The 17421-nt window shown below is 43.8% G+C and carries 19 protein-coding genes and 1 tRNA gene; 16 read left to right on the top strand and 4 right to left on the bottom strand.

The window, feature by feature from the left end; translation table 11 throughout:
* Positions 1-17 precede the first annotated feature (17 nt).
* The 13 genes from BP27_RS0105165 (at position 18) to BP27_RS0105105 (ending at position 11008) form a co-directional block, all read left to right on the top strand.
* Entirely contained in the window at positions 18-899 is an 882-nt protein-coding gene (locus tag BP27_RS0105165; RefSeq protein WP_027850642.1) for a flagellin N-terminal helical domain-containing protein, read from the top strand.
* Positions 900-917: 18 nt separating this feature from the next.
* Positions 918-1790, top strand: coding sequence for a flagellin N-terminal helical domain-containing protein (locus BP27_RS0105160; protein WP_027850641.1), 873 nt, complete (start codon positions 918-920; stop codon positions 1788-1790).
* A 144-nt stretch (positions 1791-1934) separates the two neighbouring features.
* Positions 1935-2813, top strand: a complete 879-nt coding sequence (locus BP27_RS0105155; RefSeq protein ID WP_027850640.1) for a flagellin N-terminal helical domain-containing protein — start codon at positions 1935-1937, stop codon at positions 2811-2813.
* A gap of 140 nt (positions 2814-2953) precedes the next feature.
* Positions 2954-3418, top strand: a complete 465-nt coding sequence (locus tag BP27_RS15300; protein ID WP_036239438.1) for a flagellar protein FlaG — start codon at positions 2954-2956, stop codon at positions 3416-3418.
* A 31-nt stretch (positions 3419-3449) separates the two neighbouring features.
* Positions 3450-4970 (top strand): flagellar filament capping protein FliD, encoded by a 1521-nt coding sequence (gene fliD, locus BP27_RS0105145; RefSeq protein ID WP_027850639.1) that lies wholly within the window; start codon positions 3450-3452, stop codon positions 4968-4970.
* Positions 4971-5048: 78 nt separating this feature from the next.
* Positions 5049-5477, top strand: a complete 429-nt coding sequence (gene fliS, locus BP27_RS0105140; RefSeq protein WP_027850638.1) for a flagellar export chaperone FliS — start codon at positions 5049-5051, stop codon at positions 5475-5477.
* A 147-nt stretch (positions 5478-5624) separates the two neighbouring features.
* Positions 5625-6497: a flagellin N-terminal helical domain-containing protein gene (locus tag BP27_RS0105135; protein WP_027850637.1), complete on the top strand. Its 873-nt coding sequence runs from the start codon at positions 5625-5627 to the stop codon at positions 6495-6497.
* 78 nt (positions 6498-6575) lie between these two features.
* Entirely contained in the window at positions 6576-7073 is a 498-nt protein-coding gene (fliS, locus tag BP27_RS0105130; RefSeq protein ID WP_027850636.1) for a flagellar export chaperone FliS, read from the top strand.
* Positions 7070-7438, top strand: coding sequence for a hypothetical protein (locus BP27_RS0105125; RefSeq protein ID WP_027850635.1), 369 nt, complete (start codon positions 7070-7072; stop codon positions 7436-7438). The genes fliS (BP27_RS0105130) and BP27_RS0105125 overlap by 4 nt, the downstream gene beginning before the upstream one ends.
* A 106-nt stretch (positions 7439-7544) precedes the next feature.
* The gene (locus BP27_RS0105120; RefSeq protein ID WP_027850634.1) at positions 7545-9866 is read left to right on the top strand and encodes a Tex family protein; all 2322 of its coding nucleotides are present in this window, start codon (positions 7545-7547) and stop codon (positions 9864-9866) included.
* A 124-nt stretch (positions 9867-9990) separates the two neighbouring features.
* Complete coding sequence (locus BP27_RS0105115; protein ID WP_027850633.1) at positions 9991-10251, top strand: ribbon-helix-helix domain-containing protein; 261 nt, start codon at positions 9991-9993, stop codon at positions 10249-10251.
* 200 nt (positions 10252-10451) lie between these two features.
* Positions 10452-10730, top strand: coding sequence for a CopG family ribbon-helix-helix protein (locus tag BP27_RS0105110; protein ID WP_027850632.1), 279 nt, complete (start codon positions 10452-10454; stop codon positions 10728-10730).
* On the top strand, positions 10727-11008 hold the full coding sequence (locus tag BP27_RS0105105) for a type II toxin-antitoxin system RelE/ParE family toxin (protein WP_245597810.1): 282 nt from the start codon (positions 10727-10729) through the stop codon (positions 11006-11008). The genes BP27_RS0105110 and BP27_RS0105105 overlap by 4 nt, the downstream gene beginning before the upstream one ends.
* 53 nt (positions 11009-11061) lie before the next feature.
* Here BP27_RS0105105 and BP27_RS0105100 read toward each other — a convergent pair.
* The 4 genes from BP27_RS0105100 to rpsU form a co-directional block, all read right to left on the bottom strand.
* Positions 11062-11138, bottom strand: a tRNA-Ile gene (locus tag BP27_RS0105100).
* Positions 11139-11214: 76 nt separating this feature from the next.
* The gene (rpoD, locus tag BP27_RS0105095; protein ID WP_027850630.1) at positions 11215-13071 is read right to left on the bottom strand and encodes an RNA polymerase sigma factor RpoD; all 1857 of its coding nucleotides are present in this window, start codon (positions 13069-13071) and stop codon (positions 11215-11217) included.
* Positions 13072-13183: 112 nt separating this feature from the next.
* On the bottom strand, positions 13184-14995 hold the full coding sequence (gene dnaG, locus BP27_RS0105090; protein ID WP_027850629.1) for a DNA primase: 1812 nt from the start codon (positions 14993-14995) through the stop codon (positions 13184-13186).
* Between the two features lie 137 nt (positions 14996-15132).
* Positions 15133-15348 carry a 30S ribosomal protein S21 gene (gene rpsU / locus BP27_RS0105085; protein WP_027849347.1) on the bottom strand — a complete coding sequence of 72 codons (216 nt, stop codon included), beginning with the start codon at positions 15346-15348 and terminating at the stop codon, positions 15133-15135.
* 145 nt (positions 15349-15493) lie between these two features.
* On the opposite strand from rpsU, the gene tsaD reads away from it, so the two are divergent.
* Genes tsaD through folK form a run of 3 tightly spaced genes read left to right on the top strand, consistent with a single transcriptional unit; the run spans position 15494 to position 17417 of the window.
* Positions 15494-16525: a tRNA (adenosine(37)-N6)-threonylcarbamoyltransferase complex transferase subunit TsaD gene (tsaD, locus tag BP27_RS0105080; protein WP_027850628.1), complete on the top strand. Its 1032-nt coding sequence runs from the start codon at positions 15494-15496 to the stop codon at positions 16523-16525.
* Positions 16525-16914, top strand: coding sequence for a dihydroneopterin aldolase (gene folB / locus BP27_RS0105075; protein WP_036239436.1), 390 nt, complete (start codon positions 16525-16527; stop codon positions 16912-16914). The genes tsaD and folB overlap by 1 nt, the downstream gene beginning before the upstream one ends.
* Positions 16911-17417 (top strand): 2-amino-4-hydroxy-6-hydroxymethyldihydropteridine diphosphokinase, encoded by a 507-nt coding sequence (gene folK, locus BP27_RS0105070; RefSeq protein ID WP_027850626.1) that lies wholly within the window; start codon positions 16911-16913, stop codon positions 17415-17417. Before folB ends, folK begins: the two co-directional genes overlap by 4 nt.
* The last annotated feature ends 4 nt before the right edge of the window (positions 17418-17421 follow it).

Below are 17421 nucleotides of genomic sequence, written 5' to 3'. Positions count from 1 at the left end.
AGTTTAAGGAGTTCACCATGGCTTTAGTAATTAACACCAACGTTGGCGCACTTAATGGCGCTCGCAACCTTGCTAAAACGCAAGATGCCCAATCACAAACCTTTAACCGACTATCAACTGGTTTACGTATTAACTCAGCTAAAGATGATGCGGCTGGCTTGTACCTTGCTCAGTCTCAAACCAAAGACATTCGTGGTTTGAACATGGCAACCCGTAATGCTGGTGACGGTATTTCGATGGCGCAAACGGCTGAAGGTGCACTAGATCAAATTACTAGCAACCTACAACGTATTAATGAGCTAGCCATTCAATCAGCTAACGGTACTTACAACACTGCGGCACGCGGCGGTTTACAGAAAGAAGTTAACCAGTTAACACAAGAAATTGCGCGTATTGTTGAGACCACTGAATTTAACGGTCAAAAACTACTGAATGGTTCTGCAAAAGCGCTAACCATGCAGGTAGGTAACCAAAATGGTTCTGGATTCCAAGTGAAAGCTGGTTTGTCAGGTGGCTTAAACTCTGCAATGACAACCGGTAGCGGTCAGCAAGTTATCAGTAGTATTGTTAATGCGACTGATGCCCTACTCGCTAGCGGAACTATCGGTATTGAAACACAAGGGTCTGCACAAGCTGCTATTTCTGGTACGCGTGCTGCCATTGATGGTATCTCTGAAATTCGTGCAACCTTTGGTGCGGTTATGAACCGTTTTGAAGCAGTAATCTCTGGTAACCAGACTTACTCTGAAAACCTACAAGCTGCACGTAGCCGTGTTCAAGATGCTGACTTTGCGGTTGAAACATCTAACCTTGCTAAGCAACAAGTACTACAGCAAGCAGGTGTTGCTGCACTCGGTCAAGCGAATGCTTCATCTCAGGTAGTACTAGGTCTACTATAATTAGTAAGGAGACTCACCATGGCTTTAGTAATTAACACCAACGTTGGCGCACTCAATGGCGCTCGCAACCTTGCTAAAACACAAGACGCCCAATCACAAACCTTTAACCGACTATCAACTGGTTTACGTATTAACTCAGCTAAAGATGATGCGGCTGGCTTGTACCTAGCCCAGTCTCAAACCAAAGACATTCGTGGTTTGAACATGGCAACCCGCAATGCTGGTGACGGTATTTCGATGGCACAAACGGCTGAAGGTGCACTAGATCAAATTACTAGCAACCTACAGCGTATTAACGAGCTAGCCATTCAATCAGCTAACGGTACTTACAACTCAGCAGCACGTGGCGGCTTGCAGAAAGAGGTTGACCAGTTAACGCAAGAAATTGCGCGTATTGTTGAGACTACGGAGTTTAATGGCCAAAAACTACTTAACAGTGGTGCAGAAGCATTGACCATGCAGGTAGGTAACCAAAATGGTTCAGGTTACCAAGTACAAGCTGGTTTGTCGGGTGGTCTAGCTGACAACCTTGCAAAAAATGCAAGCGGTACGATAAGAAGCATAATGAAAAGTGGCTTTGCTGGTACTTCGATTATTGATATTAGCAAACAAACTGCTGCTCAAGCCTCTATTGAAGCGACTCGTGATGCTATTGATGGTATCTCTGAAATTCGCGCAACCTTTGGTGCGGTTATGAACCGTTTTGAAGCAGTAATCTCTGGTAACCAGACTTACTCTGAAAACCTACAAGCTGCACGTAGTCGTGTTCAAGATGCTGACTTTGCGGTTGAAACCTCTAACCTTGCTAAGCAACAAGTACTTCAGCAGGCGGGTGTTGCGGCACTCGGTCAAGCGAATGCCTCATCTCAGGTAGTACTAGGCCTACTGTAAGTTAAACTTACACACTAGCCTTAAAAGAAAGCCGAGGATAAACCTCGGCTTTTTTATATTCTAAATAAAAGTTTAAAGTTTTTAGTGATACGTCCGATAATGTAATTGTCCCCGGACATACTTTTTAAGTTTAAGGAGTTCACCATGGCTTTAGTAATTAACACCAACGTTGGCGCACTTAATGGCGCTCGCAACCTTGCTAAAACGCAAGATGCTCAATCACAAACCTTTAACCGCCTTTCTACAGGCTTACGTATTAACTCGGCTAAAGATGATGCAGCTGGCTTGTACCTTGCTCAGTCTCAAACCAAAGATATTCGTGGCTTGAACATGGCAACCCGTAATGCTGGTGACGGTATTTCGATGGCACAAACGGCTGAAGGTGCGCTAGATCAAATTACTAGCAACCTACAGCGTATTAACGAGCTAGCCATTCAGTCAGCTAACGGTACTTACAACTCTGCAGCACGTGGTGGTTTGCAGAAGGAGGTTGACCAGTTAACGCAAGAAATTGCGCGTATTGTTGATACCACTGAGTTTAACGGTCAAAAGCTACTGAATGGTTCTGCAAAAGCACTAACCATGCAGGTAGGTAACCAAAATGGCTCTGGGTTCCAAGTAAAGGCTGGTTTGTCAGGTGGTTTAACCAAGTCGATGGCAGGTAGTGCTAAAACAGTTATTGGTACAATCACAACTGGTACTGATAGCTTGCTTCGAAGCGGATCTATCGGCATTGAATCACAAGCGTCTGCACAAGCCTCTATTGCTCTTACGCGTGCTGCTATTGATGGCATCTCTGAAATTCGTGCAACCTTTGGTGCGGTTATGAACCGTTTTGAAACCGTTATCTCTGGTAACCAGACTTACTCTGAAAACCTACAAGCAGCTCGTAGCCGTGTTCAGGACGCTGACTTTGCGGTTGAAACCTCTAACCTTGCTAAGCAACAAGTACTTCAGCAAGCGGGTGTTGCTGCACTAGGTCAAGCGAATGCTTCATCTCAGGTGGTACTAGGCCTACTGTAAGTTTAACTTACACGCTAGCCTAACAAATGCCGGGTATAGCCCGGCATTTTTTTGTTTAAATTTTAACCAAAAACTAAAGTTGTTGGAAAGACGGTCGATTACTATACTGTAAGCAATCCATTCAATAAGAGGTTACCGTCATGTCCTCAGAGCTATTAAGTCTGAACCCTGCCGTCACCACAGACAGGCCTGTTGGCAGCGGCTCTTCTTTAAACAATACAACGACAGCACTTGTGCCTGAAACTGATAGCAAACCTGCTATTAAAAGTGAAGTTAGCCAAGCTGAAACTAAAACGCCTAGCCAATTATCTGAAACTTTAGAGCAAGAATCCCAAGAAATCCTAGCAAAAAAACAAGAAGAAACAACCGACAGTATAGGCGCTAGTGAGTTAAGAGATATTCTTGATGAAATCAATAGTGCCCTTTACTCCTACAACCGCTCACTAAGGTTTGAGCTACACGAAGATACAGATGATTTAGTAGTCAAAGTTTTTAACACCAAAACCGATGAAGTGATTCGCCAGTACCCCTCTGAAGAAGTACTAGCTCGTAAAGCCAAGCTATTAGCTGGCGATACTAACTTTTTTTCAACTCAAGTTTCCTAGTTTTAATATTATAAATTAAGAGGTATTTATTATGTCTGGTATCAGTTTTATGGGTGTTGGTTCAGGCCTACCCGTCAATGATATTATTAAAGCAACCCTCGAAGCTGAAGCAGCACCACTAAAGCGTTTAGAACACGATAAAAAATTCTATGAATCACAAATTAGTGGTATGGCTCAACTTAAAAGTCGCCTAAGCTCTATGGGCGATGCTATGAAAGACCTGCAAGGGCTAGATAAGTTTCAGCAATTGGCTGCTAATAGCAGTAATGACAAGCTATTTACTGCAACTGCTGACCATGTAGCTGGTGCAACTGCAGGTAACTACAATATAGAAGTACTTGCCGAGGCTAGAAGTTATCGTCATGTTTCAGGTGAGTTAAGTACAACTGACCCCTTCTCTGGAACTCTAACTTTTTTTGAGAAGGATGGTACTACTCCCTTAAAAGACTCTAATGATGATCCTATTACTATAGACACCAACGGCAAAACCCTAGATGAAATTCGTGCGGCCATTAATAGCCATGAAGGCTTACAAGGCAAAGTTTCAGCCAATCTAGTAAATACTAGTGAAACTCACGCTCGCCTAGTACTTAATGCTGATGAAAGCGGTGAAGCTGGGCGTTTTACTGCTAACTTTAGCGATGCCACTATTACTAAAGATACGGATTTAAGCTCAGGAGAATTTCAAGGTCTTGCTCCAGTTGCGGAAAGTGATCCTGGTTATGATGCTTATAAGGAAGACTTAGCTAATAACCTCGATGCCCGTATCAAAATTGATGGCATTGAAGCAACCAGCTCTACCAATAGGTTTGAAAATGTTATCTCTGGTGTCACTATTGATGTAACCGCGGGTGCCAGTGGTCAGAGCGAAAGCGTAGGTGGCTTAGAAGTTAAGCGTGATGACACTGCCATTAAAGATAATATTGAAGCTTTTGTTAAGGCTTACAATGATGTCATTATTCATTTAAATGAAGCTAAGAAAGGCTCTTTATATGGTGATAGCACTATTCGCTCTATCGAAGGTGAAATGCGTAATATCTTGTATTCACCAACCGAAGGTGAGGATGCTGACGATACACAAAAGAACTTTTTGGCCTTAATAGGCATAGAGGTTTTTGTTGATAAGTCTTATGACCCTAAAAACCCTAGCTCACGTAATGGAACTTTAGAAGTTGATTCTGCTGCCTTAACTAAAGCCTTAGATGAAAACTTTGATAAAGTTGCCCATATTTTAGGCTCTTCTAAAAAGTTAGATGATACACAGCCTAGCGGCTATGCTGAACGCTTTTCAGACTTAGCAACACGTTTAGTTAGTGGTGGAGTACAAGATGGTCAGTCCTACAAAGGCTTGGTACAAATTCGTACTGAAGGCTTGGGTAAGGAAGTTGACCGTATCAATGATAAAGTAGACTCAACCAATCTTAGGCTTGAACTGTTAGAAGCAAGACTGGTAAAACAGTTTAGCGCAATTGATGGTATCGTTGCAAAATTTAACTCTACTGGCTCATTTATTAGTCAACAAATGGCTGGTTTACCTGGCTACACTAAGTAGATTCACTGCAATTTAAAACTAGGGTATCCTTTGTGATACCCTTTTTTTTGTTTAAAACATCTATGGAGATTGACTTTAATGTCTTACAAAAAAAGCCTGCGAGGTGCAGCACAGTACATTCAGGGCACCAGCCGCGAAGCAGAAGTTGCAGATGCTAGCCCGCACCGCCTTATTCAAATTTTAATGGAAGTATTACTAGGCCGTTTAGCAGCAACTAAAGGCGCTATTGAGCGTGAAGATGCCCTTGCAAAAACACAGATGTCTACTCGTGCCTTAGCCATTATTACTGAACTAAGAACCTCTTTAGACTTTGAAAAAGGAAAAGAGGTGGCGATTACTTTAAATAGCTTATACGACTATATGGGCCGCCGCTTGATGCAAGCTGTATCAGCCGATGACCCCGCTATGGTTGAAGAAGTGGTTAACCTAATGAAGCCCGTGAAAGAAGGCTGGGACGCTATTAAGGATGAAGCAGATAAAACTTTTCAAAATTTAGAAACTGAATAATCAGCCAGTCTTAACTTTTTGGCACGCTGTTTGCAATATATTAAGTAGCACGCTGGCTCTGCCAGTTAATGTGTCAAAACGGCAAGAGTTTGCCGAACTACACGGCAAGCACTTGCCAAAGACGTTACCTGAAAAAGGAGTCGGACAATGGGTTTAGTCCTTAACACCAACATGGCGGCACTGAATGCCTCCCGTAATCTTGCTACTACACAAAACCAGCAAGCTACTACCTTTCAACGTTTATCAACTGGCTTGCGTATTAACTCAGCCAAAGATGACGCTGCAGGCTTATACTTGGCTCAATCACAAACCAAAGATATTCGTGGTTTGAATATGGCTACGCGTAATGCTAGTGATGGTATTTCTATGGCACAAACAGCTGAAGGTGCTTTAGACCAGGTTGCAGCCAACCTACAGCGCATTAACGAACTAGCTATTCAATCTTCCAACGGCACTTACAATACTGCAGCACGTGGTGGTTTACAGAAAGAAGTGAACCAGCTAACTATGGAAATTGCCAGAATAGTTGAGACCACTGAATTTAATGGTATGCCTTTATTGAATTCAGGTGCGAAAGATTTGGTTTTACAAATAGGATTTACCAACGAATCTGCCTCACAAATTAATGCTGGTATTTTATCAGGTGGTCTAAAGGCAATGACTGGAGCTGGCACATCAGGTCTTAAATTAATATTAACTGGTGGTATTGGTGCAACAGGCACTATTGATATCACCAAGCAGTCAGCAGCAATGAACTCTATTACTCTAACACGTGACGCTATTGATAAAGTGTCTGAAATGCGTGCTACCTTCGGTGCGGTAATGAACCGCTTTGAGGCAGTGATTTCAGGCAACAACATCTATGCAGAAAACCTTTCTGCTGCTCGCAGCCGAATTCAAGATGCTGACTTTGCAACAGAAACATCTAACCTAGCCAAACAACAGGTTTTACAACAGGCTGGGGTTGCTTCCTTGTCTCAGGCTAACCAAGCTGGACAGGTTATTCTGGGTCTGTTGTAATTAGCCTTAGCTTCTATCTGGTGCTGGCTTTGGCTGGCACCAGAATTTTGCGTTTAAATATTTTGCAAAGGCACTCTTATGGTTCGTCGCTTAACACCTTACCAAATGAAAAAATCTGCTCAGGCTTGGGCTTCTCAGGTGAACAACAACCGTCACCTAGAAGCTGAAATAGAAGATGCAGATGCTCACAAACTTACCCAGCTTTTATACACTGCTATTCTTTCTCACTTAAATGATGGAATCAGTGCCATTGACCGTAAAGATGATACGTCAAAAAACAAATGGTTAGGCAAAGCACAAGCTGGTTTAAATGAGTTACGAATAACTTTGCGCCATGATATTGAACCTGAATTAGCTGCCAACTTAGATAATCTCTATGAGTATTCTGGTCGTTTAATTAGCCAAGCCAAAGCTAGTAATTCTGATGCTCCTATTTTTGAAGCCATTAATTTACTTACACCTATTAAAGAAGCTTGGGAAACTATTGCTGACGAAGCACGTCAATTTCGTGAAGAGCTTGCAAAACATCAGCAAGCTCTTGCTAACCAGTTACCCGATGAGGCAAGTAAAACATGACCAGCCAACCAATTAATGATTTAAAGCCTAGTGAAGCGCTTGAGCAAGCAGTAAAAGCTAGTGAGCTATTACTTACTGAGCTCGATTCCTTTAGTGATATAGAGGCTGGCACACAATTAGAGAAAGTCGATAAATTAACGCTAGTTCGTGAACAACTTGTTAATCAAACCTTTGATTATGACTGGACGGAAGAAGAAGTAGAGCAACTGAAAAATCAGTTTTCTCAATTAGAAGCACTGAACGATCAATTAATTGAAAAAGCCATCAGTGTTCGTTATGACCTTCATCAACAAAGAGTAGATAACCAGCAAGGCCGTAAAGCAGTTAATGCTTATGGCACTACCAAAGGTCAGTTTTCACGCTAAGCCTTGTATTAAAAGCAGCTAATCACCTTTCGTCCTCCCCTCCTGTTGATTTATCCAGCTCTCTGTTATAACTTACTGCTTTTGTTTTTTCATCTTAGGAAATCCTATGCTGCCTTCTATTGCCCAACGCCTTGCCTCTGAATTAAATGTACGTGAGGCGCAAGTAGCCGCCACGGTTGCTTTGTTAGATGAAGGCGCAAGCGTGCCGTTTATTTCACGTTACCGTAAAGAGGCCACGGGGGCTTTAGATGATACGCAATTACGTAACCTAGACGAGCGTTTGCGTTATTTGCGTGAATTAGAAGAACGCCGAACGGCTATTGTGGCTTCTGTAGAAGAGCAAGGTAAACTAACCGATGAGTTAAAAGAACAACTTTTATTGGCCGATACCAAGCAGCGTTTAGAAGATTTATACCTACCTTACAAACCTAAGCGCCGTACTAAAGCACAAATTGCCCGTGAAGCGGGTATCGAACCCCTAGCCGATGCTCTACTAGAAAACCCTAAACTAACACCTGAAACCCAAGCCACCGCCTATATCAATACCGAGGCTGGTTTTGCCGATGAAAAAGCCGTGTTAGATGGCGCAAAACAAATTCTTATGGAAAGGTTTTCTGAAGAGCCTGAACTGTCTGGGCGTTTACGTGATGCTTTTTGGCAAGATGGCTTGTTAAGCAGTCGAGTGATTAAAGGGCAAGAAGATGCCGGTGCTAAATTCCGCGATTATTTTGAACAGGATGAAAAACTCGCCAAAACCCCTTCACACCGTGCTTTAGCTATGTTCCGTGGTCGTAATGAAGGCTTTTTATCCCTAAGCATAAAACTAGCTGGCGAAGAAGCATTGCTTTCGCATCCTTATGAATCGGTGATTGCTGAACGCTTTGGTGTAAAAGATACTGGACGTGCTGCGGACAAGTGGCTAAACGAAGTGGTGCGTTGGACTTGGAAAGTTAAACTTTACACTCGCCTAGAAACTGAACTCTTAACCCGTTTGCGTGAGCTAGCTGAAGAAGCAGCCATTCAAGTCTTTGCAGATAATTTAAAAGATGTTTTGTTAGCTGCCCCTGCTGGGCCTAAAACCACCCTAGCGCTTGATCCAGGTATCAGAACTGGCTGTAAAGTGGCGGTTGTCGATGCCACGGGCAAGCTGCTTGATCACGCTACTATTTACCCGCATCAACCTAAAAACCAATGGCGTGAGTCTTTAGCCGTGTTGGCAGCCTTGTGCCAAAAACATCAGGTTGAACTAATTGCTATAGGTAATGGCACTGCCAGCCGTGAAACCGACAAGCTAGTTGGTGAGTTGCTAGCTAGCGGAGCCAAGGCTAGCAAGGTGATGGTTAACGAAGCCGGTGCATCCATTTATTCGGCTTCTGAGTTTGCAGCACGTGAGTTTCCAGATTTAGACGTAACTATTCGGGGCGCGGTTTCTATCGGTCGTCGTTTGCAAGACCCTTTAGCAGAGCTAGTGAAAATTGAGCCTAAATCCATAGGTGTGGGCCAGTATCAGCATGATGTTTCCCAAGTGCAATTAGCCCGCTCGCTTGATGCCGTTGTCGAAGACTGTGTAAACGGTGTGGGTGTTGACTTAAACATGGCCTCAGCACCCTTGTTAGCGCGTACTTCAGGTTTAAGCACTGGCTTAGCAGAAAACATTGTTGCCCTGCGTGATGAGCAAGGTGCTTTTACTAGCCGCCGCCAGTTATTAGATGTTAAACGCCTTGGCCCTAAAGCCTACGAGCAGTGTGCGGGTTTCTTGCGTATTCGTGATGCTAAAAATCCTTTAGATGCTTCTGCTGTTCACCCAGAAGCCTACCCACTGGTTGAAAAAATTGCTAAGGCTAACCAGCGTGATGTAGCTAGCTTAATAGGTGATACTAGCTTTTTAAAAAGCTTAAATGCTGCGGACTATACCGATGAACGCTTTGGCTTGCCCACGGTTACCGATATTCTAAAAGAGCTAGACAAACCAGGCCGTGACCCTCGTCCAGAATTTAAAGCCGCAGAGTTTTTAGAAGGTGTAGAAGATATAAAAGATTTAAAACCAGGCATGGTGTTAGAAGGTGTAGTGACCAACGTGGCTAACTTTGGTGCTTTTGTGGATATCGGCGTACACCAAGATGGCCTAGTGCATATTTCGGCTCTAGCCGACACTTTTATTAAAGACCCAAGAGACGTAGTAAAAGCGGGCGATATTATAAAAGTTAAGGTGATGGAAATAGACGTAGAACGCCGCCGCATTGCTCTAAGTTGCCGCATGAGTGACCAGCCGGGAGAAAACAACAGCACAGCCGGTGCTAGTAATGCTAGAGGTACGCGACAAGCCGCCACCCATAACAAACAAGCAGCCAAACAGCAGCAAGCGGTTACGGGGAATACACTAGGTGATTTACTATTAGCCGCGCAGAAGAAAAAACAAGGCAAGTAAATAAAAGCTAGCCACAGATAACACAGATAAAACACGGATGTTTTAGACGCTTGCTAACGCTTGTATTGGTTTTCTAGTGTTTATTGGCTATATTTAATACATGCTAAACAAGAGGATTAAGCCAATGACGCAAGCAACTACTATTACTGTACGTATTAAAGGACAGCTGAGTAACTTTGTAGCAGCCAACACTGGCGAACAAGGTAGCTACGATAATGTAAGTGAATACATTCGCGACCTCATTCGACGCGATAAAGAGCGAGTAGAATCTTTAAGCTTTGAAGCCTTAAAAGCTGAATTGAAACTGGCCTTTGATGCGCCTGAGTCTTCCTATCACAGCCTGACAGCTTCGGACATTATTAACCGTAATAAGCAACCAGCATGAGCAAGGTGCTAATAACAAGATCGGTATAGTTTCTTTACTACACCAAGGAATGCAACAGATACAGCGCTTTAAAGACGACCTGAAGCCTTAAGGTGTGTATTCTAACTTAAGCGTGTCTAGTTGTTTAGAACAAGTTCTGCTGGTGACTACCTTTCTTTGTGCTACTATATACTTAACTTGTAACACATTGAGGTAATATTATGAGTAACGCTACTTTTACTTTTAGAGTCGATGATGCTTTAAAAACAGAGTTTTCTCAGCTTGCTAAATTTCAGGATCGTTCCGCCGCTCAACTCTTGCGCGATTTTATGCGAAATTACGTAGCTCAACAGGAACAAAGCTTGGAGTACGATACTTGGCTTATGAAAAAGATAGAGCAATCTCGTTCCTCAGCAAAAGCAGGTAAGCTGACTTCTAATACTGATGTTGAGGCAGCTTTTGCTGCTAAACGTGCAGCTACAATTACACTAGCTAAATGATAGAGCTACTGTGGACACCCGAGGCTATCAGCGACCGTATCGCAATTTTTGATTACCTTGAAGCAAAAAATCCCTTAGCAGCCTTAGATATTGATAATTTAATATCTAGCAAAATAGCAATGCTTGAAGACCACCCAAGAGCTGGCAGAGAAGGAAGATTAGCGAATACCTTTGAATTGGTGATTCATAACAACTATATGGCAGTGTATGAAATTGTCGATAAACAGGTATGGCTTTTAAATATCGTACACACCGCTAGGCAATGGCCGCCTTTATAAACGCAAAAAAGCACCCCTAAGGGTGCTTTTTAGTTTCTTACTTCTTAAATTTTTGGTGGGCCTTGCTGGACTCGAACCAGCGACCGAGCGATTATGAGTCGCGCGCTCTAACCAACTGAGCTAAAGGCCCTAAAACGGTGTGAATAATACCAGAAAGCCCTGATGAATCAAGACCTTCTGATAATTATTTTAGCTATTCGCCTTTTCTACTCGTCTAGGAAAGAACGTAGCGAATCGCAACGTGAAGGATGGCGTAGCTTACGCAATGCCTTGGCTTCTATTTGACGAATGCGCTCTCGCGTTACATCAAACTGTTTGCCTACTTCTTCTAGCGTGTGGTCGGCGTTCATATCAATACCAAAACGCATACGCAGCACTTTAGATTCACGGGCGGTTAGACCTGACAGAACTGAACGAGTGGCTTCTATTAAGCCTTCTTCAGTTGCTGAGTCTATCGGGGATTCTTGGTTAGTATCCTCGATAAAGTCACCTAAATGTGAATCTTCATCATCACCAATGGGCGTTTCCATCGAAATGGGCTCTTTGGCAATTTTGAGTACTTTGCGCACCTTGTCTTCTGGCATTTCAAGGCGTTCACCCAACTCTTCTGGTGTTGGTTCGCGTCCCATTTCTTGTAGCATTTGACGTTGTACACGGTTGATTTTATTAATGGTTTCAATCATGTGTACAGGAATACGAATAGTACGCGCTTGGTCGGCAATCGAGCGTGTAATAGCTTGACGTATCCACCAGGTTGCATAGGTAGAAAACTTATAACCACGGCGGAATTCAAACTTATCAACCGCTTTCATTAGGCCGATATTGCCTTCTTGAATAAGGTCTAAGAACTGTAAGCCACGGTTGGTGTATTTTTTAGCAATCGAAATAACCAAGCGTAGGTTAGCTTCCACCATTTCTTTTTTGGCGCGGCGACTTTTCGCTTCACCTATAGATAAACGGCGGTTAATTTCTTTTAACTCTGCAACACTCAGGTTAAAGGCTTCTTCGTGTGCTTTAATGCGTCGCTGGCAACGCTTAATGTCTAGGCTGTAGGAGCGTACTTTTTTGCCGATGGTGTCATCTTTGGCAATAACGTCATCAACCCATTGGCTGTTGGTTTCATTGCCTGGAAAAGTGGCAATAAAATCAGCACGGGGCATTTTTGCTTTACCAACACAAAAACGCATAATTTGACGTTCTTGATTACGAATATCGGCAACTGCACCTCTGGCATTGCTAACCACGCGCTCATAGTGCTTGTTAGCTAGCTTGAAGGGTGCAAAATGCTCACCTAGTTTATTAAGCTCTGTTTGGGTTTTCTCATGTGCAAAGCCATGCTTGTCTATTGCTTTGCGAGCTTTAACTAGCTGATCCCTTAATGCACCAAAACGAATCCGTGATTCTTCTGGGTCTGGTCCACTAACGGTTGCTTCTTCTTCCTCTTCCTCCTCGCCCTCTTCAGCATCTTCGTCGTCATCATCTTTGGCGGCGGCTTTAGGCTTTGGAGCTGGCGTAGGTGCAGGACCTGGTGGAGGTATATCATCGACTGGGTCTATAAAGCCTGCAAAAACATCAGTTAAGCGGCCATTTTCGGCTGCTGCAACCACGTCATAGGCTTCAAGAATACTTTCAACTGTGCCTGGCACATAAGCGAGGGCGTGCATAACTTCACGAATACCTTCTTCGATTCGTTTAGCTATAACAATTTCGCCTTCACGGGTGAGTAGCTCTACTGCACCCATTTCACGCATATACATGCGCACTGGGTCGGTGGTGCGACCTGCATCACCTTCTACAGCGGCTAGTGCGGCCACGGCTTCTTCGGCTGCTGACTCGTCGGTTGAATCACCGTCGGTCATGAGCAAAGTTTCCATGTCCGGGGCTTCCTCACTGACAGGAATACCCATATCGTTGATCATACGAATTATATCTTCGACTTGATCCGGATCAGAAATTTCTTCCGGCAAATGATCATTAACTTCCGTGTAAGTCAGGTAACCCTGCTCTTTACCACGGGCGATCAATTCTTTCAATCGAGATTGCTGCTGCGCTTTCCCGGACATAGAACCCCTATCTCAGCTGTGCAAGAAATATGGATATAAAAAGGCAGACCATTGAATATTACAGCCTGCCTTAAGTTAGGCGCGAAATTATAGCAGTTTCGCGTTCGACCGTCTATTTATCTTCTGATTTAAGATGCTTTTGTTGTACTAGCTTCCAGAGTTCTTGCATCTCTGCCGCTGGTAACTGGGACGATTCAGGCTGTCCCAGTAAGTCGCTGTAACGCGCTTCAACTTGCTCTTCTGCTTTACGGTTTATTAAATAGTGTGAAATCGCCTGTATTTCTTCGGCTGCGGTTTCACGGTTTAATTCTAGTGCTAGCCTGGCACGTTGCAAATAGGCTTCACCTTCGTTGGTTCCTGACCAATAAGCCATGAGTACTTGTGTTGTTATATGCGGACTCTTGCGCAGGTATTCAAGTAGGCTGTGCAAAACTTCTGCCGATGCATTGCGTTGTGTTTCTATTTCTAGCTTTTCTGGTACTTGGCTTATTAGGTCTGGATAACGTACCAATAAGCGTAGTAGCTTTTCTTCAGCTGGCAAGGTTCGGCTAGTATTTTCTGTGATTACTTTTTCTTTTATTGGTTGATAAGTCTGCTGTTTAATCGGCAAGTGTTCGGCTTGCAAATCTTCGCTAGTCAAGCCTGTTAAGCTTTGCAGGTGTGAAACTAGTCTACGTTTTAATAAACCATCGGCTAGGTTTTGTATAAGCGGCCTTGCGGCCTGCGCCATGCGTGCCTGGTCATCTAATAGGTTTAAGTCTAAATCTTGGCGCAGGTAGCTAACTAGGTACTCTGCTAAAGGCATGGCTTGGTTTACACGTTGCTCAAATAAACCTGCCCCTTCTTTGCGTACTAGGGTGTCTGGGTCTTCGCCAGCAGGTAAAAATAAAAAGCGGGCATGGCGACCATCATTAATCAGGGGCAACAAGGTTTGCATGGCTCGCGCTGCCGCTTGGGTACCGGCTGCGTCGCCATCGAAGCAAAAAACCACTTCGTTAACTAGGCGAAAAATTCTTTTAAGGTGTTCTTCACTGGCTGCGGTACCTAGGGTAGCAACGGCCCAATGAATGCCTTGCTGAGCTAGGGCGACCACATCCATATAACCTTCTACTACTAGCAGCCTGTCTAATCTACCCGGTTGTTTTCTGGCTTCGTATAAACCATAAAGCTCTTCACTTTTATGAAAGAGCGGGGTTTCGGGTGAATTTAAATATTTGGGTTTGCTGTCATCTAAAACTCGCCCACCAAAACCTACCGTATGACCTTTAGTATTGCGAATTGGGAAAACAACTCGGTTACGAAATCGGTCATAAACTCGACCTGTGTCTTCTTTTTTTACTAGCAAACCGAGTTCAATTTGTAGTGCTTCGCTAAAGCCTGCTTGGTTGAGGTGTTTTTTTAAACCTTCCCAACCTTCGGGTGCTACGCCTAGTGCGTAGTTATTAAGCAGCTCATCACTTAAACCACGCTGCTGGTTGAAGTAATCTAAACCTAGCTTGCCTTCACCTTGACGCATGACTTGCTGGTAATAGTTTTTGGCCGCTTCCATACAGGCTAAGCGTTGATCTGTTTGTTTTTTTTGCTCTTGGTGGGCTTGGCTAGATTTTTGGTTTCCACGAAAGTCTTCTCTTGGTACTTGCACGCCCTGACTTCTTGCCAGTGTTTCTACTGCTTCAACAAATTCTAGGTTATCGTATTCCATTAAAAAAGTGAGTGCATTGCCACTGGCACCACAACCAAAGCAGTAATAAAACTGTTTATCTGGGTTAATACTAAAAGAAGGGGATTTTTCGTTATGAAAGGGACAAAGGGCTGAGTAGTTTTTGCCCGTTTTTTTGAGGTTAATACGCGCACCAACAACATCTGCCACATCGCTGCGAGCAACTAGGTCATCTATAAATGCCTGGGGGATGCGGCCGCTCATTAGCACCTCAATTTAAAAACTTACTGCTCTTAGAGCTGAAACTAAAAACGAGCCTTAAATCAAATAATTTAAGACTCGTTTAGGGGATGCCTTGGTCAAGACAACTCCATAACTACTAAGCGATTTTTAACGGTGTATTAATACATCCGCTCAAAACGACGCTGTTCACGCTGAAGTTTTTTCTGATGGCGCTTAACCGCTGCTGCTTTCTTGCGCTTGCGCTCAGCTGTGGGCTTTTCGTAAAATTCACGACGACGTACATCAGCTAGAACACCAGCTTTTTCGCAAGAACGCTTGAAACGACGCAGTGCGACGTCAAACGGCTCATTGTCTTTGACTTTAATTACAGGCATTAAAATCACCGTCCTTAAGAAGGTTAACTACATAGGTTTTAGGAATACTACAAGCGAAAAATTCTACCTCTTTGTGCTTCACGGTGCAAATATTTATACACTTCCTTTATACTAGCCGCCCAAATTTTGAAACTAGGGTTAGGTTATGTTGGTGCTGGGCATTGAAACCTCCTGCGATGAAACAGGCGTAGCGCTTTACGATACTGAACGTGGCTTAATTGCCGATGCACTCTTTAGCCAGGTTGAGCTACACGAGCAGTACGGTGGTGTAGTTCCTGAATTAGCTTCTCGCGACCACTTGCGCAAACTAACCCCTTTAATTAGGCAGGTTTTTGCTGAATCCGACTTATCACTCGAAGACCTTGAAGGCGTAGCTTATACAGCTGGCCCTGGGCTAATTGGTGCATTAATGACCGGCGCAAGCTTGGCGCGTAGCTTAGCCTTTGCTTTAGATATTCCTGCTTTGGGTGTGCATCACATGGAAGGCCATTTACTCGCACCTTTATTAGACCAAACACCCCCTGAGTTTCCTTTTGTTGCACTTTTAGTTTCAGGTGGACACACCCAGCTGATTCGTGTGGATGCCCTTGGTGAATATGAATTACTCGGCGAGTCTTTAGACGATGCTGCCGGTGAAGCTTTTGATAAAACCGCTAAAATGATGGGCTTGGGTTATCCGGGTGGACCACGTTTAGCCAAGCTAGCCGAACAAGGCACTCAGGGCCGCTTTCGTTTTCCTCGCCCCATGACTGATCGCCCTGGTTTAGATTTTAGCTTTAGTGGTTTAAAAACTGCCACCCTCACCTGTGTTAACCGTTTAAAAGAAGAAGCACCTTTAGACGAGCAAACCTTGGCCGATGTGGCTTGGGCTTTTCAGGATGCCGTAGTCGATACGCTGGTTATTAAGTGTAAACGGGCTTTAAAACAAACTGGCATGAAGCGTTTAGTCATTGCTGGTGGTGTCAGCGCTAACCAACATTTGCGCGAACAGTTAGAAAAGAACTTAAAAGGCATGGGTGGTCAGGTTTTTTATCCTTCTTTAGCCTACTGTACCGACAATGGCGCAATGATTGCTTTTGCCGGTGCACAACGCTTAGCTTCAGGTCAGAGCGATGGCGCTACTCCTGCTCCTTTAAGACCTCGCTGGCCATTAACCGAACTACAGGGGTTGGGCTAATGCATAAGGCAACAAGTAAGTTTGAAGATACGGTATTTATTGAAGGGTTAAGCTTTTTAGCTAGTATCGGTGTATTTGATTGGGAAAAACAGTTTGAGCAAAAGCTGGTGCTAGACCTAGAACTCAGCACAGATACTCGCCCAGCGGCTGCGAGTGATGATTTAAACTTAGCCCTTAACTATGCAGCTGTTAGTGAGCTCGTTATTAATTTAGCTCAGTCTCAGCACCACGATTTAATTGAAACCCTCGCTGAAAAAATAGCTAGTCAGCTTCTACATAACTTTAATACTCAACAGGTTAGCCTTACCTTACGCAAACCTAGTGCTGTGCCTGCTGCTGCCAGTGTTGGTGTTAAAATTACTCGCCAACGCCAAGAGCCTACTTTATGACACCTGTTTACTGCTGGGTTAGTTTGGGCAGCAACCACGAGCGTGATTATCAAATTAGCCGTGCCTTACAGGCCTTGCAAACTGAGTTTGGGGATTTAAGCATTAGCCAAGTGTATGAAACCCAACCAGTTGGAATTAAAGCAAAAAGCTGTGCACCTTTTTATAACTTGGTTGCTGGTTTTTATACTTGTTTAAAACCAGGTGAATTAAATAAACTGCTTAAGCGTATTGAAGGTAATGAAAAATACCTGATGCCAGCAGACCAAAGCATTTATGTACGCGCTTTAGACTTAGACATTATTAGTTGGGACGAAGCCAGTGGCGAGGTGGATGGTGTGCAGCTTCCCTACCCAGACTTACTTAAACATGACTTTGTACTACTACCCCTGGCCGAGCTAGCACCCAACCAAAAACCTACAGGCTACGCACAAACTTATTTAGAACTATGGCAAGAGCATGCTCACCCTGAACAAGTCCTTAAGCCTGTTGAACTAAACTGCTAACTTT

This window comes from Marinospirillum insulare DSM 21763 (assembly GCF_000686905.1).
Lineage (GTDB): Bacteria > Pseudomonadota > Gammaproteobacteria > Pseudomonadales > Halomonadaceae > Marinospirillum > Marinospirillum insulare.
The sequence above is the reverse complement of the archived record's forward strand: the minus strand, read 5'-3'. Positions and strand labels throughout refer to the sequence as shown.

Coding starts and splice junctions, on each gene's coding strand:
- BP27_RS0105110 (WP_027850632.1), top strand. CDS start 10,452: ATGAGTAACGCTACTTTTACTTTTAGAGTCGATGATGCTTTAAAAACA.
- BP27_RS0105105 (WP_245597810.1), top strand. CDS start 10,727: ATGATAGAGCTACTGTGGACACCCGAGGCTATCAGCGACCGTATCGCA.
- folB (WP_036239436.1), top strand. CDS start 16,525: ATGCATAAGGCAACAAGTAAGTTTGAAGATACGGTATTTATTGAAGGG.
- BP27_RS15300 (WP_036239438.1), top strand. CDS start 2,954: ATGTCCTCAGAGCTATTAAGTCTGAACCCTGCCGTCACCACAGACAGG.
- fliD (WP_027850639.1), top strand. CDS start 3,450: ATGTCTGGTATCAGTTTTATGGGTGTTGGTTCAGGCCTACCCGTCAAT.
- BP27_RS0105165 (WP_027850642.1), top strand. CDS start 18: ATGGCTTTAGTAATTAACACCAACGTTGGCGCACTTAATGGCGCTCGC.
- rpoD (WP_027850630.1), bottom strand. CDS start 13,071: ATGTCCGGGAAAGCGCAGCAGCAATCTCGATTGAAAGAATTGATCGCC.
- BP27_RS0105125 (WP_027850635.1), top strand. CDS start 7,070: ATGACCAGCCAACCAATTAATGATTTAAAGCCTAGTGAAGCGCTTGAG.
- dnaG (WP_027850629.1), bottom strand. CDS start 14,995: ATGAGCGGCCGCATCCCCCAGGCATTTATAGATGACCTAGTTGCTCGC.
- BP27_RS0105115 (WP_027850633.1), top strand. CDS start 9,991: ATGACGCAAGCAACTACTATTACTGTACGTATTAAAGGACAGCTGAGT.
- fliS (WP_027850638.1), top strand. CDS start 5,049: ATGTCTTACAAAAAAAGCCTGCGAGGTGCAGCACAGTACATTCAGGGC.
- fliS (WP_027850636.1), top strand. CDS start 6,576: ATGGTTCGTCGCTTAACACCTTACCAAATGAAAAAATCTGCTCAGGCT.
- tsaD (WP_027850628.1), top strand. CDS start 15,494: ATGTTGGTGCTGGGCATTGAAACCTCCTGCGATGAAACAGGCGTAGCG.
- BP27_RS0105120 (WP_027850634.1), top strand. CDS start 7,545: ATGCTGCCTTCTATTGCCCAACGCCTTGCCTCTGAATTAAATGTACGT.
- BP27_RS0105135 (WP_027850637.1), top strand. CDS start 5,625: ATGGGTTTAGTCCTTAACACCAACATGGCGGCACTGAATGCCTCCCGT.
- folK (WP_027850626.1), top strand. CDS start 16,911: ATGACACCTGTTTACTGCTGGGTTAGTTTGGGCAGCAACCACGAGCGT.
- BP27_RS0105160 (WP_027850641.1), top strand. CDS start 918: ATGGCTTTAGTAATTAACACCAACGTTGGCGCACTCAATGGCGCTCGC.
- rpsU (WP_027849347.1), bottom strand. CDS start 15,348: ATGCCTGTAATTAAAGTCAAAGACAATGAGCCGTTTGACGTCGCACTG.
- BP27_RS0105155 (WP_027850640.1), top strand. CDS start 1,935: ATGGCTTTAGTAATTAACACCAACGTTGGCGCACTTAATGGCGCTCGC.